This window comes from Epilithonimonas sp. JDS (assembly GCF_021261315.1).
GTDB lineage: Bacteria > Bacteroidota > Bacteroidia > Flavobacteriales > Weeksellaceae > Epilithonimonas.
Window position 1 is genome coordinate 205,607 of sequence record NZ_JAJSAX010000002.1, and the last position, 25,328, is coordinate 230,934.

The 25,328-nt window shown below is 36.5% G+C and carries 24 protein-coding genes; 14 read left to right on the forward strand and 10 right to left on the reverse strand.

Annotated elements, in window-relative coordinates; genetic code table 11:
- The first annotated feature begins 89 nt into the window (after positions 1–89).
- From LUD75_RS07705 to LUD75_RS07740, 8 genes are all read left to right on the forward strand, one after another.
- On the forward strand, positions 90–1,808 hold the full coding sequence (locus LUD75_RS07705; protein WP_232705104.1) for an ATP-binding protein: 1,719 nt from the start codon (positions 90–92) through the stop codon (positions 1,806–1,808).
- On the forward strand, positions 1,805–2,446 hold the full coding sequence (locus tag LUD75_RS07710) for a response regulator transcription factor (protein ID WP_232705105.1): 642 nt from the start codon (positions 1,805–1,807) through the stop codon (positions 2,444–2,446). Before LUD75_RS07705 ends, LUD75_RS07710 begins: the two co-directional genes overlap by 4 nt.
- A gap of 523 nt (positions 2,447–2,969) precedes the next feature.
- The gene (locus LUD75_RS07715) at positions 2,970–3,446 is read left to right on the forward strand and encodes a hypothetical protein (RefSeq protein WP_232705106.1); all 477 of its coding nucleotides are present in this window, start codon (positions 2,970–2,972) and stop codon (positions 3,444–3,446) included.
- 156 nt (positions 3,447–3,602) lie between these two features.
- Entirely contained in the window at positions 3,603–3,920 is a 318-nt protein-coding gene (locus tag LUD75_RS07720; protein WP_232705107.1) for a GNAT family N-acetyltransferase, read from the forward strand.
- Positions 3,921–3,931: 11 nt separating this feature from the next.
- Complete coding sequence (locus LUD75_RS07725; RefSeq protein ID WP_232705108.1) at positions 3,932–4,459, forward strand: NAD(P)H-dependent oxidoreductase; 528 nt, start codon at positions 3,932–3,934, stop codon at positions 4,457–4,459.
- Positions 4,460–4,672, forward strand: a complete 213-nt coding sequence (locus LUD75_RS07730; protein WP_232705109.1) for a (4Fe-4S)-binding protein — start codon at positions 4,460–4,462, stop codon at positions 4,670–4,672.
- Between the two features lie 2 nt (positions 4,673–4,674).
- Entirely contained in the window at positions 4,675–5,070 is a 396-nt protein-coding gene (locus LUD75_RS07735; protein ID WP_232705110.1) for an OsmC family protein, read from the forward strand.
- Between the two features lie 8 nt (positions 5,071–5,078).
- Complete coding sequence (locus LUD75_RS07740) at positions 5,079–5,357, forward strand: GNAT family N-acetyltransferase (RefSeq protein ID WP_232705634.1); 279 nt, start codon at positions 5,079–5,081, stop codon at positions 5,355–5,357.
- Positions 5,358–5,565: 208 nt separating this feature from the next.
- Here the strand turns inward: LUD75_RS07740 and LUD75_RS07745 are convergent, their stop codons facing one another.
- Positions 5,566–7,983, reverse strand: a complete 2,418-nt coding sequence (locus tag LUD75_RS07745) for a DUF5916 domain-containing protein (protein WP_232705111.1) — start codon at positions 7,981–7,983, stop codon at positions 5,566–5,568.
- A 149-nt stretch (positions 7,984–8,132) separates the two neighbouring features.
- Positions 8,133–9,806, reverse strand: a complete 1,674-nt coding sequence (locus LUD75_RS07750) for a glutamine--tRNA ligase/YqeY domain fusion protein (RefSeq protein WP_232705112.1) — start codon at positions 9,804–9,806, stop codon at positions 8,133–8,135.
- Between the two features lie 204 nt (positions 9,807–10,010).
- Here LUD75_RS07750 and LUD75_RS07755 point away from each other — a divergent pair, with 204 nt between their 5' ends.
- The 4 genes from LUD75_RS07755 to LUD75_RS07770 all read left to right on the forward strand — a co-directional run bounded on the left by LUD75_RS07755 (position 10,011) and on the right by LUD75_RS07770 (position 14,530).
- Positions 10,011–10,688 (forward strand): response regulator transcription factor, encoded by a 678-nt coding sequence (locus tag LUD75_RS07755; RefSeq protein WP_063969606.1) that lies wholly within the window; start codon positions 10,011–10,013, stop codon positions 10,686–10,688.
- Positions 10,689–10,719: 31 nt separating this feature from the next.
- On the forward strand, positions 10,720–11,808 hold the full coding sequence (locus LUD75_RS07760) for an ATP-binding protein (protein ID WP_232705113.1): 1,089 nt from the start codon (positions 10,720–10,722) through the stop codon (positions 11,806–11,808).
- Between the two features lie 131 nt (positions 11,809–11,939).
- On the forward strand, positions 11,940–12,527 hold the full coding sequence (locus LUD75_RS07765; RefSeq protein WP_232705114.1) for a plasmid pRiA4b ORF-3 family protein: 588 nt from the start codon (positions 11,940–11,942) through the stop codon (positions 12,525–12,527).
- A gap of 395 nt (positions 12,528–12,922) precedes the next feature.
- Positions 12,923–14,530 carry an ice-binding family protein gene (locus LUD75_RS07770; RefSeq protein WP_232705115.1) on the forward strand — a complete coding sequence of 536 codons (1,608 nt, stop codon included), beginning with the start codon at positions 12,923–12,925 and terminating at the stop codon, positions 14,528–14,530.
- Positions 14,531–14,749: 219 nt separating this feature from the next.
- Here the strand turns inward: LUD75_RS07770 and LUD75_RS07775 are convergent, their stop codons facing one another.
- From LUD75_RS07775 to LUD75_RS07785, 3 genes are all read right to left on the reverse strand, one after another.
- On the reverse strand, positions 14,750–15,145 hold the full coding sequence (locus tag LUD75_RS07775) for an RDD family protein (RefSeq protein ID WP_232705116.1): 396 nt from the start codon (positions 15,143–15,145) through the stop codon (positions 14,750–14,752).
- A 108-nt stretch (positions 15,146–15,253) separates the two neighbouring features.
- On the reverse strand, positions 15,254–15,892 hold the full coding sequence (locus tag LUD75_RS07780) for a hypothetical protein (RefSeq protein WP_232705117.1): 639 nt from the start codon (positions 15,890–15,892) through the stop codon (positions 15,254–15,256).
- A 129-nt stretch (positions 15,893–16,021) separates the two neighbouring features.
- Positions 16,022–16,813 carry a glucose 1-dehydrogenase gene (locus LUD75_RS07785; RefSeq protein WP_232705118.1) on the reverse strand — a complete coding sequence of 264 codons (792 nt, stop codon included), beginning with the start codon at positions 16,811–16,813 and terminating at the stop codon, positions 16,022–16,024.
- Between the two features lie 468 nt (positions 16,814–17,281).
- Here LUD75_RS07785 and LUD75_RS07790 point away from each other — a divergent pair, with 468 nt between their 5' ends.
- Positions 17,282–18,637: an alpha-amylase family glycosyl hydrolase gene (locus tag LUD75_RS07790; protein WP_232705119.1), complete on the forward strand. Its 1,356-nt coding sequence runs from the start codon at positions 17,282–17,284 to the stop codon at positions 18,635–18,637.
- Between the two features lie 110 nt (positions 18,638–18,747).
- Here the strand turns inward: LUD75_RS07790 and LUD75_RS07795 are convergent, their stop codons facing one another.
- The 5 genes from LUD75_RS07795 to LUD75_RS07815 form a co-directional block, all read right to left on the reverse strand.
- Positions 18,748–19,401, reverse strand: a complete 654-nt coding sequence (locus LUD75_RS07795) for an NAD(P)H-binding protein (protein WP_232705120.1) — start codon at positions 19,399–19,401, stop codon at positions 18,748–18,750.
- Between the two features lie 56 nt (positions 19,402–19,457).
- Positions 19,458–19,868, reverse strand: a complete 411-nt coding sequence (locus tag LUD75_RS07800; RefSeq protein ID WP_232705121.1) for an Rrf2 family transcriptional regulator — start codon at positions 19,866–19,868, stop codon at positions 19,458–19,460.
- An 84-nt stretch (positions 19,869–19,952) separates the two neighbouring features.
- Positions 19,953–21,419, reverse strand: a complete 1,467-nt coding sequence (locus tag LUD75_RS07805; RefSeq protein WP_232705122.1) for a class A beta-lactamase-related serine hydrolase — start codon at positions 21,417–21,419, stop codon at positions 19,953–19,955.
- Between the two features lie 87 nt (positions 21,420–21,506).
- Positions 21,507–22,112, reverse strand: coding sequence for a helix-turn-helix domain-containing protein (locus LUD75_RS07810; RefSeq protein WP_232705123.1), 606 nt, complete (start codon positions 22,110–22,112; stop codon positions 21,507–21,509).
- Between the two features lie 140 nt (positions 22,113–22,252).
- Positions 22,253–23,395: an acyl-CoA dehydrogenase family protein gene (locus LUD75_RS07815; RefSeq protein ID WP_232705124.1), complete on the reverse strand. Its 1,143-nt coding sequence runs from the start codon at positions 23,393–23,395 to the stop codon at positions 22,253–22,255.
- 148 nt (positions 23,396–23,543) lie between these two features.
- On the opposite strand from LUD75_RS07815, the gene LUD75_RS07820 reads away from it, so the two are divergent.
- On the forward strand, positions 23,544–25,310 hold the full coding sequence (locus tag LUD75_RS07820) for a long-chain fatty acid--CoA ligase (protein WP_232705125.1): 1,767 nt from the start codon (positions 23,544–23,546) through the stop codon (positions 25,308–25,310).
- The last annotated feature ends 18 nt before the right edge of the window (positions 25,311–25,328 follow it).

Here is a 25,328-nt window from a genome sequence, read left to right on the forward strand (position 1 = left end):
TATCTTCAACAGATTGTTTATTTTTACATAATATAAGATTATCATTCAACATTATTCATTTTAGAATAAACTTGAAAATAAAAAAACACATGAAATCAAGATCACTGAATTTTAAATTAAGAAAATTCGTCCACTACTCGCTTATCCTCTGTATTTTGCTGATACAGATCATTATCGCCGCTTTTTTTTATAATGAATTCAACAACAAAAAGAACCTGGCATTCATCGAGAATCAGCTGAAAGATGTCCATTCTTTGGAAAATCTGACAGAAAATTCCCGAAAAGAACTCATTAATTCTCAGGATTATTTCCAAAAATATTTGATTACGGATGATAATAAATTTCTTGAGTCCTACTTTCAATCTGTCAATAAACTAAGTCAAAATCTCGACAGCATCAACGGCTATAAAGCAAAAAATCCGAAACTAAAATCCATTCTGATCACTCAGAAAAAAGATACGGCAGAACTGAAAAAATTAAAACTTTTGGTAGATTCTACCTTTCAGTTTTCAACGAAATCGACTTTCAAAATGAGAGATGAACTGCCGAAATTTAAAAAATACGATTTCAATTATAACTTTGATAAATTTGACATTCAGCAGCAGACATTCGCTGATACGATTGAGAAGAAAGGTCTGTTTGGACGTTTGGGAGATGCGATTGCAGGAAAAGTAAATGTCCAAAAAGAAAGCACTGTCATCACTCTAAAAAATGGCAGAACCACCGATGCGTCAAAAATGAAATCGGAGCTTGACAGCCTGATGAGATCCATTAATAATCATTATTCCAAAGAAGTTCAAAAGATACAGGTCAACGTCACAAAAAACCAAAACAGCAATGGGAAGTTTTACAAAACTTTCAATAACATGCTGATTTACAGCAATGATCTGATGAACATTTATGAAGTTGCGATCAAAGATTCCAAATCAGAATTGCAGAAAGAATTGGATCATCAAAATTCTATCAACAATAAAATCAGAATGTATCTTGTTTTGGGCGCGATGATACTGATGTTCATCGTCTCTATATTAATTATGTATTTCACCAGAATTGCATTTATTTATGAGAAAAAGCTGAATGCTGCTAATAAACAGATCAAAGAAAATCTTAATTTCAAAAACAGAATTTTGGGAATGCTGAGTCACGAGCTGAGATCACCTCTTAAAATCATTGGGATCTTCATTAAAAGAATCAGTAAAAAAACAACTGACGAAACTGTACAGGATTATTTAAAATCCATTAGCTTCACAAATAATACATTATTGATGCAGGCTAATCAAATTCTGGAATACACAAAAAATCAACAAGTCGAAAACAAACTGAACCCAGCCGTTTTCAATCTAGACAATGAAATCAATGCGATTCTCAGGTCTATTGAACCTTATATTGAGACTAGAAATAACAAATTTGTCATTAATAAAAATATAGATCCAAATATTGTAGTCTATTCCGACTGCACGAAAATTAATCAGATCTTTATGAATATTCTGGGCAATGCGAATAAGTTTACTGAAAACGGACAAATTACAGTCAACACTTCTGCATCGCCAATCGATAACAATACAGTTTCATTAGTTACAGAAATAAAGGATTCCGGTGTTGGTATTTCTAAATCGGATCTGGAAAAGATCTTTGAACCTTATTACCAAGGGATTTTGTCCGAAGATGTGGAAAATCTGGGTGCCGGTTTGGGACTGAGTCTTTGTAAGGAACTAGTAGAGTTATATAACGGAAAAATATCTGTGAACAGCGAACTAAACAAAGGAACTACAGTGAGTTTCACAATTAATTTAAAGATTAATAAATGATTGAATTAAATCAAAAGATTACTTTTCTTTTAGCTGATGATCACAGCCTTATTCGCCAGGGCATTGTTTTCCTTTTGGAGGAGATGGACTTGGAATTTGCTGTTTTCCATGCTTCCAACTTGCAGCAAATATTGGAATCTGTAAAAATAAATCCAATTGAAATCGCAATTATAGACGCGCATTTTCCGGATGGCAACAGTTTGAATATCATCTCCGAAATCAAAAAAATAAATCCTGATCTAAAAATCCTAATATTTTCGGGCATTGATGAAAATATGCATTCACTGAAGTTCCTCAACGCAGGCGCAAACGGCTTTCTTAGCAAATTGAGCGAAGAAGAAGATGTGAAGAATGCCATTTTCGAAATGATAAACAAAGGAGAATATATTTCTCCCGCAACACAGGCTTTGCTTGTCAATTCTTTCAGAAACAGAAACCTGATCAATCCTCTTTTCTCATTGACAGAAAGAGAACGTGAAATTGCAGAAATGTATGCTGAAGGTCTTGGAAACCTCGAGATTGCCAATAAACTCGACATCAAACAAAATACGGTAAGCACGCTCAAAAAAAGAATTTTTGACAAACTGAAGATTGAGAATATCGTAGAATTGGTAGAATTGATGAAAGATCATTCTTAGCTGAGTCATTCAATATTCCTCATAAACAAGGCTGATTTTAGAAAATCAGCTTTTTTTGTAGATAAATATCTACAGACGCAGCGATATATATCGAAATGATTTAGGATAATTTTATTGTGGATGTTGGTATTTTTGTACCAAGATAATCGACAATAAAAACACAAAGAAAATAAGATTTGATATTTGGTTCTTGAAACACAAATGGTGAAGCGCAAATTATCAAAGATTCTAAAGATACAAATGATGGAATCCGGTGTTAAAATACAATTATTGTAAAAACACCAAAGAAAGGGCAAAAACACAAATAAAGACCTTTAAAACACAAATGCAAATTCCACTATCATAATTACAGTTTCGTACAGAATCTGTAATTATGTTTTTTTCAGTCTTGAAGCTTTTTTGTGTAATCATTTTTAAAATAGATTTCATTAAAAACAAAATCAGAAATCAATTAATAAAATCAATTTAATTTTTGAATAAAATTCATTTTATTTTTATAGATTTATACAAACACAAATGAGCAATGAAAATCAACAATCGAAAAGAGATCGCGACAGCGATGTACGGCTTCCTACTACTAATTTTTCTGGATCTTCTATTCTTAATCTTCGCCAGACAATTCATTAATATTCGGCAATCAAGTGTTTATGTTATCTTTTTGGTCATTTTTGTTTTCTTTGTTTGGAAAATAATGACATTGAAAATTTTTTCTCTGGAAGTTTCCGAACATATTTTTTCGGTCAAATACAGCCATCCATTATTTCGCTCCAGACAGCCAGCTTTGGAAGTACCAATTGAAAAGGTCATTTCCCTAAAAACAGAAAAAGGCATTATAACCTATATTTTAGTAATCAGTATCAATACAAAAAGAGGCATCAGAAACTTCTATTATAAGATTGGACAGTTGCCTGAAAATCAGTTTGATAAATTTAAAAATACTATGGATCTTGTAAAAACATCATACATCAATCAGAGATCTACTTTAAGTAATCCATATTAGTAATTATTAGTTTGTAAGAAACTCCCATAAATGAATTTTTATGGGAGTTTCTGTTTTTTATCACACGAAAAATTACATATCCTAGATCAATTCCTGTCGCATTCTGTTTTTCTAATTTTGAAAAATAAATAATTGCTAACTTTAAAAAAATAAAATATGAAAACTGAATTCGAATCTATTCCGCTTGCAAAAAATGAATCTAAAAAACGTTTCGAAATAGAAGTTGACGGTCATTTTGCCTTTATCAATTACGGAGAAACTGACAATCAGATTGCCTTAGTTCATACAGAAGCCGAACCAGAATTGGCAGGAACCGGCGCAGCAGCAGCTGTGGTTGAAAAAACTTTGTTGTTCATAAAAGAAAGTGGCAAAAAGCTGTTGCCATTCTGCCCGTACGTTTTTGCATTCATCAAGAAACATCCGGAATGGAAAGCGATTGTAGATGAAAAATTTGGGGCTTACGATAAACTTTAAAATTTCAAACTATGAAAATATTTGCATTTGCAGGAAGCAACTCTTCCACGTCTATTAATAAGGAATTGGTAAAATTTGTTCTGAAAAGTTTTCCGAGTGATGAAGTTAATCTGATCGATCTTAATGATTATCTGATGCCCGTTTTCTCTGTAGATCTTGAGAAAAAAGGATTTCCGGAAGAAGCCTATAAATTTCTAAAAAACATAGAAGAATCTGACATCATCATTTGTTCTCTGGCGGAAAACAACCGTTCCTACAGCGCAGCTTTCAAGAATATTTTTGATTGGGCTTCCAGAATCAATGTGAAAGTTTTCGAGGATAAACCAATGTTCCTGATGACGACTTCGCCAGGCGGATACGGCGGTGGAAATGTGATGGCAGAAGCGTCAAAATTCTTTCCGCAGTTTGGTGCAGACATCAAGGAAACTTTTTCACTTTCTAAGTTTTATGAAAATTTTGATTTAGAAAACGGAATTGTGGAACCGGAATTACTGAAAACAATCCATTCGAAAATTGAAAACTTTAAAAATCAAATATAAATGGACACTCACGAATATAACGCAGGCGAAATCACCATACTTTGGAAACCGAAAGTCTGCATCCACGCAGGTGTTTGCGTAAAAATGCTTCCGAAAGTTTATAATCCAAAAGAAAGACCTTGGATCAAAACAGAAAATGCAACCGCTGAAGAACTGAAAAATCAAATTGAAAAATGTCCGTCTGGCGCATTAAGCTACAAATTAAATTCATAAAAATGGGAGTCAAAGTAAAAGCAACACTTGGAACCGAAAAATATTACACAGAAGTAATTGCTGGTGAAAACAGACTCATTACCGATGAACCTGTGGATAAAGGCGGAGGGAACAAAGGCTTCAATCCATTCGAAATTCTTGCAACATCTCTGGCAAGCTGCACAGCTGCAACGCTTAGAATGTACATCGACAGAAAAGGCTGGGATATTCCCGTGATCAATGTAGAAGTGGATTTGGAAAATTTTCCGCAGACAAAAATGGCGCAGTTCTGCAGAGTAATTGATTTTGGAACAACGGAGATCAGCGAAGAAATAAAGGACAGACTTTTCAAAATTGCTGATGCGTGTCCCATCCATAAAATATTGACAAACAATATAGAAATCTTAACTAAAATCTAAATAAAATGCTGGAAATAAAACAAAATAATAAAGAAACAAAAGGCGAATTCGTAGCTTTTCTTGATGGGAAACAAGCCGGATTGATGACATATTCCTGGGCTGGAGCAGACAAATTCATCATTGATCATACTGAAGTAGAACCTGAATATAACGGGAAAGGCGTTGGGAAAGAATTGGTTTATAAAGCTGTAGAATTTGCAAGAGAAAATAATTTGAAAATCATTCCGCTTTGTCCTTTTGCGACAGCGACTTTTAAAAAGAATGAAGAGATCAGAGATGTTTTGTAATTATAAATGATAAATTATAAGTTGATGATAAAAATCCATTTCAAGAAAATTTGAAATGGATTTCTTTTTTAAATATGAATTGAATCCGCAGCCCGACTTGAACGAAAATCCTTTTTGCGGTTGGAAAAGCGAGGGCAAAAAGATTGGGAGTGGAAGGCGGATAAAGCTGCCCAAACCTAACAAAGTGGTTCGACGAAGTCAAATTATTTTAAAACCAGTTTTTAACTCGATTATAATCCAGAAAGTAAGTGATTCTCAGTGAAACATTATTGATCATCGGCGCATCGAATAGCTGATCAAAATTATTTTTAAATCTCATTCTTGAAACTTCGAGATAATTGCTCGTCGCGTTTCGGTAGAGCAAAGTCAATTGACTTCCTGGCGCAAACCACCACGAATAGCGCAAATCTACATTCCAGGAGTTGTATGTACCGGCAAGATTTGGGCTGTAAGTTGTGTTTTCATTCAGGCTTCCATCGCTGTTAAGACTGTAAAATTGTTTGTAAGTAACATCCGAAAAATAATGACGGAAAGCTAATGATAATGCCATTTTGTTATTGAAAGTGTATTGGCCGGTGATTGCATTTTCGTACGTATTTCGCTGTCTTCTTCCCATATAAATCTGGTCGCCGTCTTTTCCTGCAAAACCAACTTCGTTATTGCTGAAAACTGGATTGGACTGCCAAATCAAATTCAGTTTGTCCGAAGCTCTGTAACGTAGATATAGTGACGGAATCACTTTGTTTCTACCTTTTTCATCGTAAGCATAATAATCAATATTGATGTTGTACTGAAGTTTTTTACGGCTGTCGCTTTCAAACCAAATCCAGCTGTCAAAATAGCCGGGAACTTTCAAATGTCGTCCAAAAGTTCTTGGTTCGTAAATATCATTTTCACCAATCGGCGTGAACTCAATTCCACCACCGAAATTCTGGAAATTCTTAGTGGTAAATTGGTTATTGTGATTGAATCTCAGTGTGCTGTAAAGAAACGATTCCAAACGGTGATCGTAATTGAGATTGAAATTCAAAAAGATATTATTAAAGTTCTTTGTTGGCTGCAAAATTCTGTACCCGTACCACGTTGAATATGAGGCATAATTAGTTTTTGTTGAAAATCCCAAATCATTGATATCCCAATTTTTGTTGACATAATTTCCAATGATTTCAAAACGGTTTTTTCCTGAATATTTTCCGATTCCGAGATTTCCTCTGTTGCCAAATTTCGTATCGCCATCTCTGACCCAACTGCCTTTGAAATTCCCAAAATAATTGTAAGTATTCTTTTTATTAGCAATATTCCAAAGCAGTCCAGTTGCGTTGGCATCGCGGAAATCACCCATTCTCATCGTGCTTGTATTGACAAAAGTCACGGATGAATTCCCGCCAAATCTCTGATCGAAAACCAAAACATTGTAATTGGTCCAAGGTTCTACTGTTTCTTTTCGGGTTTCACCAGTTTCATTATTTTGGATTACAGCTTCCATTTTTTCTGTCACACCATTGAAGATCCCGATTCCAAGACCTTTTTGGGTTCTTCCCGAAATTTTGAAAGCGTTAAATAATTTTACTTTTCCCGGATATTCCGTGACGGTTTCATTTTCGCCCACTGTTGGGTAAATTGACGGTTCACCGCCTACTCTTCTGGAATAGAACATATCGCCTTTGCTGAAGAGTTCCGTGCCTTCCATAAAGAATGATCGCTGTTCGGAAAATTGCTGCTCGAATGGTGTTAAATTGAGAATCGAATTATCAAAATTAGCCTGACCAAAATCCGGAACCAAAGTCATATCAAAAGTGAAAGCATCATTAATTCCATATTTTAAATCCATTCCGCCATTCACGTTCATTTCAGTTTTGCCATCGAAATTGTTGACATACGTTGAAAAATATGGGGTGAAAGAAAGTCTGGTTGGGGTTTTTACATTTTCTATTCCGTTTAGAATCCCGTCATATAAAGTGAAGCTTCCCTTGGTATTATCGATGTGATTCCAGGCGAGTTTTTTACGTTCACGTTGGATATTCCGGAAAAAGTTGACGCCCCATTGCTGAACGTTATTGTTTGGAAATCTCAACTCAAAATAAGGGATTTTCATCTCTACATTCCAGCCTTTGTCAGTGATTTTCACGGCCGAATACCAGATTCCGTTCCAAGTAGGATCTTCGCCATTGTCATTCGTTGCTTTTGCATCAAACTGAACACCAGCCGCGGTTACGATGAACTCATAACTCTGCTGCTTGTCGTTATAACCATTGACGAAAACACCAAAAAAATCATCATTGTTGATAGCATCTCTTTCTGTAAACTGTCTTGCGATTTTGGCAGGCTCGCTGTCATAAAGTGTCGCTCCGATGTAAATTCCAGTATTGTCATACAAGACTTTTACTACACTTTTTTGATTGTCTGATTCCAATTTTCCATTTGACGGTTGAAACTCAATGAATTTGTCGGCGACGGCTGCATTGGCCCAGGCTTCCTCATCAATGATTCCGTCAATTTTTATAGACTTGTCTGTTCTCACAGCACTCATTTGCCGTCTGACAATACTATCGGCAGCAATTGTTTTTTGTGCAGTAATCTGCCCAAAAAAGAGAATCAATCCGAGAATACAAAATTTAGTTTTCATAGTAAAGCTTATTCTTGAAATGAGACAAATCAGCGAACAACTCTGTTACATCAAAACAAAAAAAATCAGACAATTGCCTGATTTTCAATTTTATATTTATTAAAATGGAAATATACTTTGTACATTTTACATTCTACTTTTTTACATTTTTAAGGTTTGTAACCATCCTTCAAAGTCACCGTTCTGTTGAACACCAAAGTTTCCTCAGAAGAATCTCTGTCTTTTTTGTAATAGCCAATTCTTTGGAACTGGAAATGATCTTCCAAAGTAGCATCTTTCAGGCTTGGTTCAGCAAATCCGTGTGTTACACTTAAAGATTGAGGATTGATAAATTGGATGAAATCAACATCTTTCTCTGCATCCGGCTGCTCGGTGGTGAACAATCGTTCGTAAGTTCTGATCTCAATTGGCAAAGCGTGTTTTGCAGAAACCCAATGCAGCGTTCCTTTCACTTTTCTCAGACTTGCTTCAGTGCCGCTTCCCGATTTTGAATCTTCATCGTAAGTTGCAAAAATAGTTGTGATTTCGCCATTAGCATCCTTCTCAACTCTTTCCGCTTTGATGATGTATCCCGCTTTCAAACGAACTTCTCCCTCCAGTTTCAGACGGAAAAATTTCTTATCAGCTTCTTCCTTGAAATCTTCTCTTTCTATGTAAATCTCCCTTGAGAAAGGCACTTGTCTTGTTCCGGCGTTTTCGTCTTCAGGATTGTTTTCAGTTTCCAACCATTCTTCTTTATCTTCCGGATAATTTTCGATGATCAGTTTTACTGGATTTACCACAGCCATCACTCTAGTCGCCACTTTGTTAAGGTCTTCTCTCACACAAAATTCTAACAATTGTATATCAATCAGGTTTTCACGTTTTGCAACACCCACTTTTTCTATGAAATTTTTGATGGCCGTCGGCGTATAACCTTTTCTTCTGAGTCCAGAGATGGTCGGCATTCTTGGATCGTCCCAACCAGTCGTGATATTTTCCTGAACCAATCTTTGAAGTTTTCTTTTAGAAGTCACCATATAAGAAACGTTCATCCTTGCAAATTCTCTCTGTTTCGGCGCAACGCTTTCGTTATCATAAACTTGATCCAAATACCATTCGTAAAGTGGACGGTGATTTTCAAATTCTAATGAACATAACGAATGCGAAATTTGCTCTATATAATCAGATTCTCCGTGTGCCCAATCGTACATCGGATAGATTTTCCATTTTTCGCCGGTTCTGTGATGCGGCTCTTTTAGGATTCTGTACATCACAGGGTCACGCATATTCATATTTGGGGAAGTCATATCGATTTTTGCACGCAAACTCATCGCGCCTTTCTCAAATTCGCCGTTTTTCATTTTCTCAAAAAGTTCAAGACTTTCTTCGATTGGGCGGTTTCTAAAAGGCGATTCAACGCCATCCTCAAATGGTGTTTTTCTCTGAGCGGTAATGTCTTCCGAAGATTGCTCATCTACATAAGCTTTGCCTTGTTTGATGAGCTCTACAGCCCAATTATAAAGCTGTTCAAAATAATCTGAAGTAAATAATTCCTGTTCATATTTAAAACCCAACCAATCGATGTCAGCTTTGATGGAATCTACAAATTCCTGCTCTTCTTTAGCCGGATTCGTATCATCAAAACGGAGGTTTACTGGTGCATTATATTTCTGACCCAGACCAAAGTTGATGCAGATTGCTTTTGTATGACCAATATGAAGATAACCGTTTGGCTCCGGCGGAAATCTGAAACGCAGCTGCGAGGCTTTCAGGCCGTTTTCCAAATCGTCTTCTATAATTTGTTCTATAAAATTGAGTGATTTTTTTTCTTCTTCTTCCATAATCTGAAACGTGAGGTGCAAATTTAACTTAATTTACTCAAAAAATGAAACGAATTCCATCTATAAATTTGTATCATTTTCAATATAAAAAAAGCTTCTGTAAACGTTCTTTATTGACTTTTAAATGTTAAATTTGTGTGAACTTTAAACATTTAGTCATATAGAGTTCAAATTTTTTTAATTTTGACATATTAATAAATCGAAATGAATCGTAAAAAAATCCTTTTAATTGATGATGAACAGGACATCCTTGAAATCATTTCTTATAATTTGGAAAAAGAAGGCTATCAGGTCTTCACCGCAGGAAACGGAAATGAAGGAATCGCAAAAGCAAAAGAGATTTTGCCGGATTTAATACTTCTGGACGTTATGATGCCCGAAAAAGACGGCATCGAAACCTGCCAGGACCTCAGAAAGATTAAAGAGTTGCAAAAAACGCTGATCGTATTTTTGTCTGCAAGAAGCGAGGAATTTTCTCAATTAGCTGGTTATCAGGCTGGGGCAAATGATTACATTGTCAAATTAATCAAACCAAAAGTTCTGATTTCTAAGGTTGCAGCACTTCTGCAATTGGGTGCCAATTCAAACGAAAATTCGAATTACATCGAAATCGGTGATTTGATCATCGACAAAGACAACTTCAAAGTTTCAAAAGCGAAAGAAGAGTTTTTGCTGCCGAAGAAAGAATTCGATTTGCTTTACCTTTTAGCTTCTAATACTGAAAAAGTATTCAAAAGAGAAGAAATCCTGGAAAGAGTCTGGGGCAACGACGTAATTGTGGGAGAAAGAACCATCGATGTACACATTCGTAGATTAAGAGAGAAATTAGGAATTAACACCATCCAGACACTCAAAGGAATTGGTTATAAATTAGTAGTTTAAGGTTTTCTGAAAAGAAAATCTTTTTTGTGAAATGGGATTTAGAAGTTCGGTAAAGATCAATTGGATATCAGCTGCAGCATCATTTTTATTGGTGGCTGTAGTCGGCGTCGTGGTTCTAATGTTTGAATTTTACACGGACGACGTTTATTTCAAAACCCGCGACTTCAATTATTTTCTGGCTTTCACACTTTGGTTTTTATTCGTTCTCAATTATTTTGTGCTGGAGTTCCTGTTCAGTTTCTACAGTAGAAATCAAATCAGAAGAATTACCAACATCCTTCCGGAAGACATCATCCACGATTACGACACGGATCTCGGCTTCAAAGAACTCGGCGAAAAGATGCACGAGATGAACCAGAGAAACGCCGAAATGGATCTGATGAAGGAAATGGAAGATTACCGGAAAGAATACATCGGAAACGTTTCTCACGAGCTGAAAACGCCTTTGTTCTCAATCCAAGGATACATAGAAACGCTTCGTGATGGCGGCGTTGAAGACCTCAACATTAGAGACAAATATCTTCAAAGAATTGACAGTTCCGTGGAGAGACTTCTTAATATCGTGAAAGATCTCGATATGATCAACCGTTTTGAATCCGGTCAAATCAATCTGAAATTCAGCACGTTTGACATCAACCATTTGATTCAGGAGATTTTCGATCTTTTGGAAATGGAAGCCGAAAGACAATCGATGACGATGCAGCTTCAGACGACTCAGTCGCAATTATTTGTTTTTGCGGATAAGCAGAAAATCTCGCAGGTTTTGATTAATTTAATTTCGAATGCCGTAAAATATGCCAACCGGGAAGAAGCGCAAATCATCGTTTCCACAAGAGAAGGCACGCAGAGTATTCATATTTCTGTGGAAGACAACGGAATGGGAATCAAACCGGAGAATCTGCCGAGAATTTTCGAACGTTTTTACCGTGTGGAATCCAGCAGAAACCGCAAAGAAGGCGGATCCGGACTTGGATTGGCCATCGTAAAACATATTATGGAAGCCCATAAACAAACAATTGTGGTAGAAAGTGTTTATCTTTCCGGAACTAAATTTAAATTCAAGCTCGCCAAATCTTCTGTTGACAAAATCAAGAAATCCAAAGCGAGTTTTATCGAATAATGCGGCACTTCAAAAACGCTGAATTTATAAAAATCTTTTTTGAAAAAAAATTTACAAGAAATTTTTATGGAATTTCATTTGTTTTATATTTGCAACATTAATCAAGCTAATAAAGTTAAAGTAAAACAACAATGGTTTATAAGATAAGAGTAATTCTAGACGCAAAGGATACGATCTTCAGAGACATCGAGGTGAAAGAAAAACAGACACTTTGGAATCTGCAGCTGGGTATCAAAAGCGCGTTCAGCTTACCGGGCGAAGAGTTGTCTTCTTTTTATTTTTCGGATGATGAATGGAATGAAGGCCGCGCGGTTCCTTTGGAGGATATGAGTGATGATGGTGACGGTGAGATAATGTCTGACATCTATCTGCCGGAAGGTTTTCCTGCGGTTGGGGAGAAAATGAGATTCCAGTACGGATTTATAGAGCTTTGGGATTTCTTCTGCGAGCTTTTGGAAATTATTGATGAGAAACCGGCGGTCAACTACCCGATTACGGTTTACAGATTCGGAAATGTGCCTTTGAAAGCGCCGAGCAAAACAGGATCTTCATTAAACGGAAAAAGCAAAAACTCCGCAATGCCTTTGCTGGACGATGATTTTGGAGATTTCGAATCTGAGTTCAAAGCAACAAGCTTCGAGGATGAGGATGATGATTACAATGATGACGAGGAAGAAGAAGGATACAACGACGTTTTCGAAGAAGACGATGAAGATTAAAAATCTTTTTTTAAAAATATTTAAAGCCCGATTTGTTCGGGTTTTTTTATGCTTAAAATTCTAATTTTAAGTCTGTTTGGTATTTTAAAACCGAAAAATCAGATTTTCAAAAGATCATTCTAATTCTTTAAGATTCGACATAACAGTCTTGACGGTCAATAGTTTAAATAAAATTATTAATTATTAAAATATTTATAAGTATGATTAAAAATAAAACAAAATATACATAAGCTAATTTTTAAATATTTAATAATAATTAAACAAAATAATTTATATATTTTAAACAAATAAACAATATTATTAAAATAATTATAAAAATAAATAATTTATGGTACGATTTTAGAACATAAATTAATAAGTTAAATTAATTACATTTTAACTTATTAAATAATAATATGAAAAAATATCTAAAACTGGTAGCTTCTGTTGCCTTCGTGGGTTTTAACTCATTACTGATGGCTCAAGCTCCAACTCTTGGCGCTTCTTCCAACTTTGCTCTTTTTTCCAGCAATGGTGCCGTGACAAACACAGGACTTTCTCATCTCACTGGTGATGTAGGAACTGCAAATGGCGCTGCCACCAATTTCGGAAATGTAGATGGCGTGATGCACGACGCAGATGGCGCTGCTGCAGCTGCTGCTACTTCGTTAACGATTGCGTACAATTACCTTAATGCTGCGGTTCCTAATTTTTTCCCGGCACCACTTTTAGGGAATGGACAAACATTGACCGCCGGCACATATTCCATCGGGCAAAGTGCTACACTAGATAATACTTTGACACTTAACGGTGGCGGAAATGCAAATTCTGTTTTTATCATTCAGATTCAAGGTGCATTTTCCTCTACTTCGGGTTCTAAGGTGATTCTTACAAACGGTGCGGTTGCCTGCAACGTCTTCTGGAAGATTGAAGGTCTTGTAAACCTTGCTACAAATACAGAAATGAAAGGAACTGTGATTGCAAACAATGCAGCAATAGTCCTTAATACCGGCGTAAAAATTGAAGGCCGCGCACTTTCCACCACAGGTGCTATCTCAGTATCTGGTGTTACAGTTACCAAACCAATTGGTTGTGGCTCTCCAACGCTTACAGGACCGGTGAAGCCGGTACTAAATTCTGTGGCTTGCTACACGATTTTTACAGGAAGCGGAACGGTTACCAACTCGGGTGTTTCCACAGTGACAGGTGATATTGGATCCAACGTTGGTCTTACAACAGGCTTTTCAGCACTTAATGTAACGGGAACTATCCATTCCAATCCGGATATGTCAACAGCCGCTTGTGCTGCAGATCTAGGTACGGTTTATACTTATCTTAATGTATTACCTACAGATATTGAGTTACTTTATCCTGCATCATTCGGAAACGATCTTGTTTTGACGCCGCATACTTATCTTTTAAATGCAGCTACAGTTCTGAACGGAAATGTAATCCTGAATGCACAAGGTAATGAAGATGCAGTGTTCGTGATCAAAATTGTTGGCGCTTTGTCATCCAGTACTTACGCTTCAGTGATTTTGCAAAACGGCGCTCAGGCAAAAAATGTATTCTGGAAAGTAGACGGAGCAATTAGCTTAAACGACTATTCCAAATTCAAAGGAACTTTAATTGGCAACAACGGTGCAATTAATTTGAATACCGGTGTAGACATTGAAGGCCGCGTTCTTACCACCACCGGAGCTGTAGCAACTGCCAGCATCAATGCCGTAATGACCGCTGGTTGTAATACCGGAACATTGGCAACAGGCGCTTCAAATTTAGATAAACAAGAAGCTAAGTTTTACCCAAATCCATTTACCTCAGTTCTTAATGTGAGTCTGAATGACAGCAATCTGGGATCGAATCTTACTATTTACAACGCAGCAGGATCAGTTGTTGTGAGCAAAGTTTTATCTGATAAAACAAATGCTTTGCAAATGAAACTGCCTGTTGGAACATATTTCTACCAATTGAAAGCCAAAAACGGCAAACAGCAAACCGGTAAACTTATTTCCAAACCATAAGGACAAATCCTGATATGATGGTTGAAATACTGAGTATAGAATTTGGATTATTTGTTACTGGTGTTATTTTAATATTATATTACGGGTCTAAGACTAATAAAAGCAATGACCAGTAAACTTATTTATAAACCATAGAAAATTAAACTTAAACAAAGAGAAAGTCCTGCCAATTGGTAGGACTTTCTCTTTGTTTAAGTTATTCAGATCATATATCTCGACTTACTTATTATCTTCTAATTTAGATCTATCAACAACATAAGTTTTTGATAAATAATCGTGTAAAAATCTATCCTTAAAGATTAGTATGAAAAAAATGTCAAATGGAAATAATCGAATTATGCTTCTAATTAAAGCGGATAAAAAGGTTTTATCTGTAAAAATCACTTCCAGTTTAAAAATCTTCTTTCCCAGTGTTTTATTAAATAAGAATTCTGTAGCTAAAAAATAAAAAATACTTATTGCAACAAAATAATTTCTAAAATTTTCTAAAATATAAACCATACTCAAGGAAGAAACTCCTGTAGAAAAATATCTGTAAAAATTAAATAACAACAATTGAACTACTGTAATAAAATATACATCAAAAGCATAAGCAAAAAACCGTTTAATAATCATCGCGAATATAAATCATTAAAAGAAAATTTATAAAAGTATAAATCCTCATATAGAGAATTCAAAAATATGATTAATATCTAAGAATTTTCTAAAATTTTAATTTAATCCCTACAAACAATTCCCACCATCTCTCCTATTAATATTTTTCATCAGCAAATCAAAACTTTTCTGCAAGGTCGTAATTGAGCAATTTTTCATTTCCTTGTTCGGAACATTTTCAGATTTCGGATTGCTGGTAGAGTTGGATTTCAAAGTATATTTTTTCTCAAGACATTGGATTGATTTACCATCCACAATATAAAAACGCTGCTGCGTGACGTCATCTTTCGTCTCCGGCTTGTCGGCAGTTCCACCATCGAAACTCCATACGGTTTCATCTTTAAAGATAAAATAGGGTTTTCCATCATTCACAAAATAATGATCTGTCGAAGAAAAATGACTGTCCGCCTGGAAATGCTTTACAACTTTCAAAGTACCGTTTTCAGAATAATAGACGACATTGCCAGAGATCTCGTCGCATTCATATTTAAAACCCACCGAATCCAGCTTCTTCTCGGAAAGCTGAGAATTGACCAACTGATATTCCTGTCTTATTCCATTCACTGAGCTCAAATCCTTACCCAGACTGAGTGAATGCGATTTTACTTTCGTACTGATGGCATTGGAAGAAACAGAACCATCTTTATCCTTTTCATTCTTACAGCTGAAAATTAAAACAAGACCGCAAATTAAAAATACATTTCTCATAAAGTAAGTTTTGAAGTTTTGCTGAGTACCAACAAAAAATGTGCAACTAGGCAGATAAAAGAAAAATGCCTGCATTTCTGCAGACATTCTTCACTAACTAAAACTAAACTTAAAATTTAAAATATTATTCTAAGGATTCCCGTACATATTGGATTCACCACCATCGATAGCAATCACTTGTCCGGAAACATAACCATTTTCATCACTTAACAGATAGGCTACAAGATTTCCGACATCTTTCGGATCGCCGAGTTTTCTGGTTGGGTTATGGGAAGCATATTCCGCTTCTGCCGCTTTCGGATCCTGTGGATTCACCTGGTTAAAAGCCTCTGCAACCATTGGGGTCAGGATTGCTCCCGGCGCAATGGCGTTGGTCAGAATGTTATATTTTCCATATTCCAAAGCCGCATTTTTCGTCATTCCGGCTACAGCATGTTTCGTTGCAACATACGCAGTTTGATTCAGAACCCCACGGATTCCTCCTACAGACGCTACATTTACAATTCTTCCGCCTCCATTTTTCTGAAGTTCCGGGATGATGTATTTCATTCCGTAATAAACACCAAGCAGATTAATATCAATTACTTTCTTAAAGATATTAATGTCATAATCCACCAATGACGCTTGTTTCCCTTCAATCCCTGCATTGTTGTAAAGTCCATCCACTTTCCCGAATTCCTTTACCGTTTCATCCACATAATTTTTCACCTGCTCCTCTACAGAAACATCTGCTTTGACAGTTAAGAACTTACTTTCGGGATATTTGGATTCCAGTTCTGCTTTGGCTTTGTCCAATGCTTCCTCATTATAATCCACTAATGTAATGTCAGCACCTTTTGATGCCAATGATTCAGCTGCCGCAAGACCTAAACCCATTGCTGCACCTGTAACTATGATTGTTTTTCCTTTAAAATTTGACATGATTTTGTATTAATGTTTCATTGCTTCATTATACAACAATGATACCTTATTGTTTTAATTTATATTAAAGTTTTCCTAAAATTTAAACACAACAAGGCATCATACAATTTCAACAAGACTACTCCAAACTTCAACAAGGCTACTTCAAAGTTCAACAAGCCTACTCCGAACTTCAACAAGACTACACCAATTTCAACAAGAATACTCCAAACTTCAACAAGGCTACTCCAAACTTCAACAAGACTACTCCAAACTTCAACAAGGCTACTTCAAACTTCAACAAGACTACTCCAAACTTTAACAAGGCTACTCGAAACTTCATCGAGGCTATTCCAAAATTCAACAAAGAATCTGCAGAAATAAATATTTATAAAACATTAACAAACCCTATTTTTTCGCCTTTCTTATTTTTTATTACATTTACAGAATAGACAAAACAAAAATTCACAACCTCAAGAGAATATACAGATGAAAAAACTGATTCTTATTCCGGCAATCGCAGCCCTATTAGTATCCTGTAAAACCCAGCAATCACCACAAATAACAACTATGGAAAACCCGCAAGATTGGAAACGAACCACGAATATATATGAAGTCAACGTAAGACAATACACACCGGAAGGCACTTTCGCCGCTTTCGAAAAAGAACTTCCGAGACTCAAAAAAATGGGTGTGGAAACTCTTTGGTTTATGCCAATCACACCAATTGCGCAGCTCAACAAGAAAGGAACCTTAGGAAGCCAGTACGCAGCATACGATTACACAACCATCAATCCCGAGTTCGGAACACTGGAAAACTTCAAACATCTGGTGGACGAAGCGCACAAAATGGGCTTCAAAGTCATCATCGACTGGGTGGCAAATCACACTGGATGGGACCACGTCTGGACAAAATCCCACCCGGAATATTACCTGAAAGACGCCGACGGAAGTTTCCACAAAGCCAGCGGAATGGATGACATTATAGAACTGGATTATTCCAACAAAGAAATGCGCCTGGCAATGATCGACGCCATGAAATATTGGGTCAAAGAAACCAACATCGACGGATTCCGTTGCGACCTTGCAAGCTGGGTAGAAGTCGATTTCTGGCAACAGGCAAGGCCCGAAGTTGAAAAACTAAAACCGCTTTTCTTCTTAGGTGAGTTTGACGAGTTAGAAGCTCCTGATTACGGTAAAGTTTTCGACGCAAGTTACAGCTGGAAATGGATGCATTTGTCACAAGATTTCTACCAAAAACATCTGCCGCTTTCTGATCTGAAAAATTTATTAGAACAATATTCAAAAATCGGAGACAACTCAATGAGAGCCTGGTTCACCAGCAACCACGATGAAAACTCCTGGAACGGAACCGAGTATGAAAAATATGGTGATTTCGCACCTGCATTGGCAGTTTTCTCAGCAACTTGGAATGGTGTTCCGTTGTTGTATAACGGACAGGAATTACCAATGAAAACAAAACGTTTGGAATTCTTCGAGAAAGATCCAATCCCTTGGACTGGAAAATTTGAGCTGGAAGATTTCTACAAAACATTATTCGCTTTGAAATCCGAAAATCCTGCACTCAGAGGCGGCGATCCTGCGGTGACAACATTCTGGGTCAACACAACCGCAAACGACAAAATCCTTGCTTACCTTAGAAAAAATGGAAACCGTGAAGTTTTGGTTTTGATTAATACAACCAAAGATCCTGTGAATTTCAAATTGGAAGATGACAACTCAATCGGCAGTTTCCAAAACGTCTTTACAAAATCGAAGAACGAGTTTATCAAAGGTTCGGATGTGAGTCTGGACGCTTTTGGATATTTGGTTTATGAGAAATAAGTTTTTGTACTTTAAGATAATAGACTAACAGATAATAGATTTATTAAGTCTTAAAATAACAAAACCCTTTCAATTGGAATTGAAAGGGTTTTTACTTTTTGTGGTTTAAATTAGTAAGCCGCTGTAAAACGCTGTTTTACAAAGTTATTTTGTTCTAACTCATCTACCAAAGCCACAGCAACGTCTTCTACAGAAAGTATACTTCTTCCGTCCGCATCAAAAACAGGATTTTCCAAAGCTGTCCTGTAAGTTCCTTTTCGTACGCCAGCCGTTCCCTGATGCATCTCGATAGCTGGTGAAAAAAATGTCCAGTCTAAGGTTTCATTCTTTTTAATTTCATTCAGATAATCTCTTGCTGCAGTTGCACCTGGTTTGATGTCAGCCGGGAAATCCGGACCATCCACCAATTGCTTTCCATCGATGAACAGACTTCCTGCTCCGCCAACCGTGATAAATCTTTTAACACCCGATTTCTCAACCGCACTTTCGATGTGTTTAGAACCATTCAGGAAGTCATCATAAAGATTTGGATTTGTCCATCCAGGATTGAAAGTATTGATCACCGCATCATTTCCTTCCAAAACTTTTGCAAATTCTTCCACATTGTTCACATCCGCGCTCACTGCATTTACATTGTCCTTCGCCTCTACTTTTGAGCTGTCTCTTGCGATGGCGTTCACTTCATAACCTCTGTTTGCTAATTCGTTTACAACTTGTTTTCCTACGAAGCCTGTTGCTCCGATAACTGCTACTTTTTTGCTCATAATAATTTATTTAAATTAATTGTAATGTATTTTGTTACATTTTGTATTAAAATTTTTTAATCGAATTGGTTCGTAAAATCTGATAACTTTTTGTCTTTAAGAAATTGATCAACCAAATCATCTGTCTCGGAAAATAAGACGTTTAGATTTTTATTAATGTCTTTCCCTACGTTGCAAAGCGGATTTGGATTTAAGTTTTTCTTACCGAGAACTTCTGAGTTTTTTATCGCCTGATAGATTTCCGCAACGTTGATTTCGTCTGCATTTTTACCAATTCTGACACCTCCATCTTTTCCTTGTCGGCTTTCTACAAGACCAGATTTTTTCAGGTTACCCAATTCTTTCCGAACAATCACCGGATTCACATTGATGCTTCCTGCCAACCAGTCAGACGTGAGCCATTCCTGCGGATCTTTGGCAAGAAGTGTCATAATATGGATGGCGGTTGCAAATCTTGTGTTGCTCATAATGGTGCAAATTTATAAATAATTTTAAATGTAACAAAAATAATTACAGTTAAATTTTATAACTGTAATTATTTTCTGACCTTTTTATTTTGTTTCAATTTCCACAATCTTCTTCCCGACTGCTCCAAAATATTGATTGATAATAGATTCATAAACTTTGTAACCGTCATCAACATTGGTAAAGATTACCAATCCTTGTTTTGTTTTTGGCAAAATAAAAACAATCGTGTTGACGCCTTTGTCAGAACCGCCGTGTGATAGAGCAATTTCGTTATTCCCTAAGTCGTAGATTTCAAATCCAAGTCCGAAATATTTGTTGTCTTTGGTTTTAACCTGCTTGGTTTTCATCGCTTCAAAAACATCTGGCGAGAGCAAATCATTATTCATTACAGCGACTAAAAATTTACTGTAATCCTCAACCGAAGTTACCAAATCGTCTGCTCCACTGGCAGTTTTGTTTTTAACAATATCATACGGTTTTCCACTTTTATCAAAACCGATAACGATTCTGTCAGCTTCCTTTTTCTCATTCCAGATGTAGCTCGTATCATCCATATCCAAAGGTTGAAAAACATATTCTTTGGCTAATGCTTCCAGACTTTTATTAAATTTCTTCTCGACAGCTTTCCTTAAATATTCAAAACCTTCACCCGAATATTGGTACTTAGTTCCGGGATCAAATTCAAATTTCAATTTATTGTCTTTATTCATCCATCTCCAGTTCGGGAATCCGGTTTGATGGCTTAAGATTAATCTTGCGGTCAGTTTTTTGATTCTTGGATCATTCGCAATATCAGGATCTGTAAAATATTTGTAAAGCGGTTCGTCGAGATTCCATTTTCCGAGACTTACCAAGCGCAAAACAGTCATTGCCGTAACTGGTTTTGTCAGAGATGCAACATTGAAAAGGCTGTTGTAAGGCGCAGTTTTCTTTCCATCCAAAGTTCCATAGACTTTTATCTGAGTTATTTTCCCGTCTTCAATCACGCCCAATCCCAATGTCGGAATATTGCTATCTCTTAACAATTTTTCTAAATCATCCATGATTTTTGTTTTATTCGGATCGCCGTGATCGTAGCTTAGAACATCGCTCATCATCCAGTTTCCATCTTTCTTTGTCCAGACGGATGTGAATTTTGCCTGTCCGCCCAAAACATCTTCCTTATCTTTTTCCCGAATAAAAAATTGATGTTCTCCGGTTTGGATTGCGCCGTACAATTCGCCGTTATTATACAAAGGAAAAACTTCCAGACTGCTTTCGATCACTTTGCGAATTGGTTTTTGATTTGGGTTACCGCAGATATTTTGTTTTGTTCTTTCCAGAAACAATTTCTTGTCCTGAAAACCGCCGTTATCGTGGTAAAATTTCAGATTTTCGTCCATCGTTTTTTCCAGATAAGCGATGTCACATTTATTAAAACCACGCTCGAAAAAAAGGCTGTCCTGTTTCTTGAGCTCTAAAAATAATGGTGAATTTTTATCAATCTGAGCTTGTAGATTTCCCAGAGAAAAGAAGAGAATGAAAATGCTGATGTAGAACCTTGTTGTCATTGAAATTATTTTTGACAAAGATTCGGAATTAATCAAATTATATTCAAAAAATCTACCCGACAAAAACCCGACAATTACCGTTAAAATTTATATAATATTGAAATTCAGCTTGTAACGAAGAGTTTGATTTTTATCAATTTCGTAAGCGTTTCTCAAAATAATGAAGACATTTGTAAGCGCTAAACCTATCATCGTGACCATTACAGAGCCGGAACCAACTTTTAACAAAGCAACAATCATAAAAATAAGGGGCGCGATAATCGCTAAAAATATTTGGAGAGAAATGATTTGCTTCACGATTGAAGACTTCTCTTTCGTAAATAACATAACAAATAATGGAGGCAAAAAATTGGCGACTGGAAACCACGCAAAAGGAAGTGAAGAAAGATTGGTGATTTTGATTAAAGTTGAATTGAAAACTTCAATTTTTTCTGAGGTTGAAATTGGTTTTTCAGTTTCAAATTCATTAATTAAAATAGGCTCTTCAATTTTAATTTCTTCAGTTTGAATAATTGGAATCAATAAATCTTTTTCAGAAATTTCAAGCGTAGAAGCCAAAGTTTTCAGCGTATAGCCTTTCGGTTCTGTTCCTGCTTCGATGCGTTGAATGGTTCTAACAGAAAGACCAGACTTTTCAGCCAATTCTTCCTGCGTGAGATTCTTTTCTTCTCTAATTTTTTTTAATTCCGACATTAATTAATCGATAAATGATTAATGATAACTGATTTTAAAACCAAATTTAGCAATTCAAATCATGTTATAGAAATTTTTATTTCAGCTCAACAAAAAAGCCTTCCAAAATGAAAGGCTTAAAATTCTATCTGATGAAATTCTTATTTCTTGGAAATCGCTCTGGAAATCACGATTTTCTGAATCTCGGAAGTTCCCTCATAGATCTGCGTAATCTTCGCATCACGCATCATTCTTTCCACGTGATATTCTTTCACATAACCGTAGCCGCCGTGGATTTGAACGGCTTCTATCGTCGTATCCATCGCTACTTGAGAAGCGTACAGTTTTGCCATCGCACCACTTTCTGAAATGTCTTTGCCTTCGTCTTTCTCAGCTGCTGCTTTGTAAATCAACATTCTGGCAGCCATAATGTTCACGTGCATATCTGCCAATTTGAAAGCGATTGCCTGATGATTGATAATTTCTGTCCCGAAAGATTTTCTTTCTTTGGCATATTTAAGTGACAGTTCATAAGCACCGGCAGCAATTCCCAAAGCCTGGGAAGCAATCCCGATTCTGCCACCATTGAGAACAGCCATTGCAAATGCGAATCCGAAGCCATCTTCGCCAATTCTGTTTTCCTTAGGCACTTTCACATCAGTAAACATCAGTGAATGTGTGTCGCTTCCACGGATTCCCAATTTATCTTCTTTCTTACCAACCTGAAAACCTTCCCAACCTTTTTCTACGATGAAAGCGTTGATGCCTTTATGTTTTTTCTCCGGATCAGTTTGTGCTATAACGACATAATAAGTTGCATTGCCGCCGTTTGTGATCCAGTTTTTGGTTCCGTTTAATAGATAATAATCACCTTTATCTTCAGCTGTTGTAGATTGTGAAGTCGCATCAGAACCGGCTTCCGGCTCAGACAATGCAAACGCACCTATCACTTCTCCACTTGCAAGAGGCACTAGATATTTCATTTTTTGTTCTTCGCTGGCAAATTTCTCGATTCCTGCACAAACCAAAGAATTGTTCACCGACATTACAACAGCCGCTGAAGCGTCAATTTTAGCTATTTCTTCCATTGCCAGAACGTAGGAGATACTGTCCAGGCCTGCTCCACCATATTTCGGATCTACCATCATCCCCAAAAATCCCATCTCGCCCATCTTTTTCACGGCATCGTAAGGGAATTTCTGTTCATTATCTCTTTCGATAACGCCTTGCAAAAGTTCTGCCTGAGCAAAATCTCTTGCGGCCTGCTGAATCATTTGCTGCTCTTCCGTAAGATTGAAATCCATAAGTTTTTTTATTATATTTTTCGTTCGTAAATATAAACTTTTTGGCAAAAAATCAAAGGAAAATGCAGCATTTTGTTATCTGAGAAAAAAAAATTATATTTACGATAATGTAAACTCAATTTTAATAATATATTAACAACAATATTTTATGAACGTTAAAAGAATTTTTGATTTTTCTGCGCTGGCGTTGGAAAAATTCCCCAAAGATGATTGTCTCGTGACCAAAAAAAATGGAACCTGGGTCAAAACTTCTACGATGGAATTCGTGAATCAAGGGAACAAAATCTCTCGCGGACTTTTGAAATTGGGTATCAAACCTGGCGACAAAATCGGACTTGTAACTTCCAACAACAGAACAGAATGGGCAATTATGGATTTGGGAATTTCTCAGATTGGCGTTGTGACTGTTCCTGTTTATCCCACCATTTCTGAGGAAGATTATGTTTATATCTTTAATAATTCTGAGATCAAATACTGTTTCGTTTCCGATAAAGATCTTTATAAAAAACTGACGAACGCAAAGTCTCAGATTCCATCGCTGGTTGGTGTGTTTACATTTGATGATATCGATGGCGCTCCAAACTGGAATGAAATATTGGACCTTGGAGAAAATGACCTGACGCAGGACGAAGTTGATGATCTAGCAAAAGCCATCAATCCTGAAGATATCGCCACCATCATTTACACTTCCGGAACAACTGGAAAACCAAAAGGTGTTCCTTTGACTCATAATAATTTGGTTTCTAATGTAATAGCAAGCAATCCGCGAGTTCCAAAAGATAAAAGCCTTGATTATAAAGAACTGAAATCTTTGAGTTTCCTTCCGATCTGCCACGTTTTCGAACGGATGATTTTTTATATTTATATGAGTAACGGAATCTCTTTATATTTTGCTGAAAGCATCGAGAAAATCGGTGAAAATGTAAAGGAAGTGAAGCCACATTATATGACGGTTGTACCAAGGCTTGTTGAAAAAGTTTACGATTCTATTTATAACAAAGGAACTGCATCCGGTGGACTAAAATCTAAGATTTTCCTTTGGTCATTGGGCATCGCCGAAAAATACGAGATTGAAAAGCCAAAAACCTTTATGCACACGATTGCTGACAAATTGGTTTTCAAAAAGTGGAGAGAAGGTCTGGGCGGGAATCTGATCACATTAGTTTCCGGATCGGCTGCATTATCAAAACGACTGAACGTGATGTTTCACGCCGCAGGAATTCCAATCCTGGAAGGTTATGGACTGACGGAAACTTCACCTGTAATTTCAGTAAATAGTTTCGGGAAAGTGAAAGCCGGATCTGTCGGAATTCCATTAGAAAACCTTACAGTTAGAATAGAATCTGACGGCGAAATTGTAGTAAAAGGACCTTCTGTTTTCGAAGGTTATTACAAAGATGAGGAAAAAACGAAAGAAGCTTTTACAAGCGATGGTTACTTCAAAACCGGCGATATCGGAATGCTGGATGAAGATAATTTCCTGTTCATTACAGACCGAAAGAAAGAAATGTTCAAAACATCTGGCGGTAAATTCATTGCACCACAAGTGATTGAAAATCTGGCAAAAGCTTCAAAATTCATAGAACAGATTATGGTTGTCGGTGATGGCGAGAAAATGCCTTGCGCTTTGGTTCAGCCCGATTTTAATTATGCAAAAAGCTGGGCAGAACTTCATAACGTCAAGATATCTGACTCTCATAAAGAGATTGCGGCAAATCCAGCCGTAAAATCAAGGATAGAAAAAGAAATTGAAAATATGAATCAGCATCTTGGCAAGTGGGAACAAATCAAGAAAATCGAACTCACACCGAAAGTCTGGACAATCGACGACGGACTTCTGACGCCGACGCTCAAACTGAAAAGGAAAGCCATCAAGGCAGAATTCCAAGATCTTTATGACAGAATGTACAAATAATTGAAAGCTATCCTCTGG

Coding starts and splice junctions, on each gene's coding strand:
- LUD75_RS07705 (WP_232705104.1), top strand. CDS start 90: ATGAAATCAAGATCACTGAATTTTAAATTAAGAAAATTCGTCCACTAC.
- LUD75_RS07710 (WP_232705105.1), top strand. CDS start 1,805: ATGATTGAATTAAATCAAAAGATTACTTTTCTTTTAGCTGATGATCAC.
- LUD75_RS07715 (WP_232705106.1), top strand. CDS start 2,970: ATGAAAATCAACAATCGAAAAGAGATCGCGACAGCGATGTACGGCTTC.
- LUD75_RS07720 (WP_232705107.1), top strand. CDS start 3,603: ATGAAAACTGAATTCGAATCTATTCCGCTTGCAAAAAATGAATCTAAA.
- LUD75_RS07725 (WP_232705108.1), top strand. CDS start 3,932: ATGAAAATATTTGCATTTGCAGGAAGCAACTCTTCCACGTCTATTAAT.
- LUD75_RS07730 (WP_232705109.1), top strand. CDS start 4,460: ATGGACACTCACGAATATAACGCAGGCGAAATCACCATACTTTGGAAA.
- LUD75_RS07735 (WP_232705110.1), top strand. CDS start 4,675: ATGGGAGTCAAAGTAAAAGCAACACTTGGAACCGAAAAATATTACACA.
- LUD75_RS07745 (WP_232705111.1), bottom strand. CDS start 7,983: ATGAAAACTAAATTTTGTATTCTCGGATTGATTCTCTTTTTTGGGCAG.
- LUD75_RS07750 (WP_232705112.1), bottom strand. CDS start 9,806: ATGGAAGAAGAAGAAAAAAAATCACTCAATTTTATAGAACAAATTATA.
- LUD75_RS07755 (WP_063969606.1), top strand. CDS start 10,011: ATGAATCGTAAAAAAATCCTTTTAATTGATGATGAACAGGACATCCTT.
- LUD75_RS07760 (WP_232705113.1), top strand. CDS start 10,720: ATGGGATTTAGAAGTTCGGTAAAGATCAATTGGATATCAGCTGCAGCA.
- LUD75_RS07765 (WP_232705114.1), top strand. CDS start 11,940: ATGGTTTATAAGATAAGAGTAATTCTAGACGCAAAGGATACGATCTTC.
- LUD75_RS07770 (WP_232705115.1), top strand. CDS start 12,923: ATGAAAAAATATCTAAAACTGGTAGCTTCTGTTGCCTTCGTGGGTTTT.
- LUD75_RS07775 (WP_232705116.1), bottom strand. CDS start 15,145: ATGATTATTAAACGGTTTTTTGCTTATGCTTTTGATGTATATTTTATT.
- LUD75_RS07780 (WP_232705117.1), bottom strand. CDS start 15,892: ATGAGAAATGTATTTTTAATTTGCGGTCTTGTTTTAATTTTCAGCTGT.
- LUD75_RS07785 (WP_232705118.1), bottom strand. CDS start 16,813: ATGTCAAATTTTAAAGGAAAAACAATCATAGTTACAGGTGCAGCAATG.
- LUD75_RS07790 (WP_232705119.1), top strand. CDS start 17,282: ATGAAAAAACTGATTCTTATTCCGGCAATCGCAGCCCTATTAGTATCC.
- LUD75_RS07795 (WP_232705120.1), bottom strand. CDS start 19,401: ATGAGCAAAAAAGTAGCAGTTATCGGAGCAACAGGCTTCGTAGGAAAA.
- LUD75_RS07800 (WP_232705121.1), bottom strand. CDS start 19,868: ATGAGCAACACAAGATTTGCAACCGCCATCCATATTATGACACTTCTT.
- LUD75_RS07805 (WP_232705122.1), bottom strand. CDS start 21,419: ATGACAACAAGGTTCTACATCAGCATTTTCATTCTCTTCTTTTCTCTG.
- LUD75_RS07810 (WP_232705123.1), bottom strand. CDS start 22,112: ATGTCGGAATTAAAAAAAATTAGAGAAGAAAAGAATCTCACGCAGGAA.
- LUD75_RS07815 (WP_232705124.1), bottom strand. CDS start 23,395: ATGGATTTCAATCTTACGGAAGAGCAGCAAATGATTCAGCAGGCCGCA.
- LUD75_RS07820 (WP_232705125.1), top strand. CDS start 23,544: ATGAACGTTAAAAGAATTTTTGATTTTTCTGCGCTGGCGTTGGAAAAA.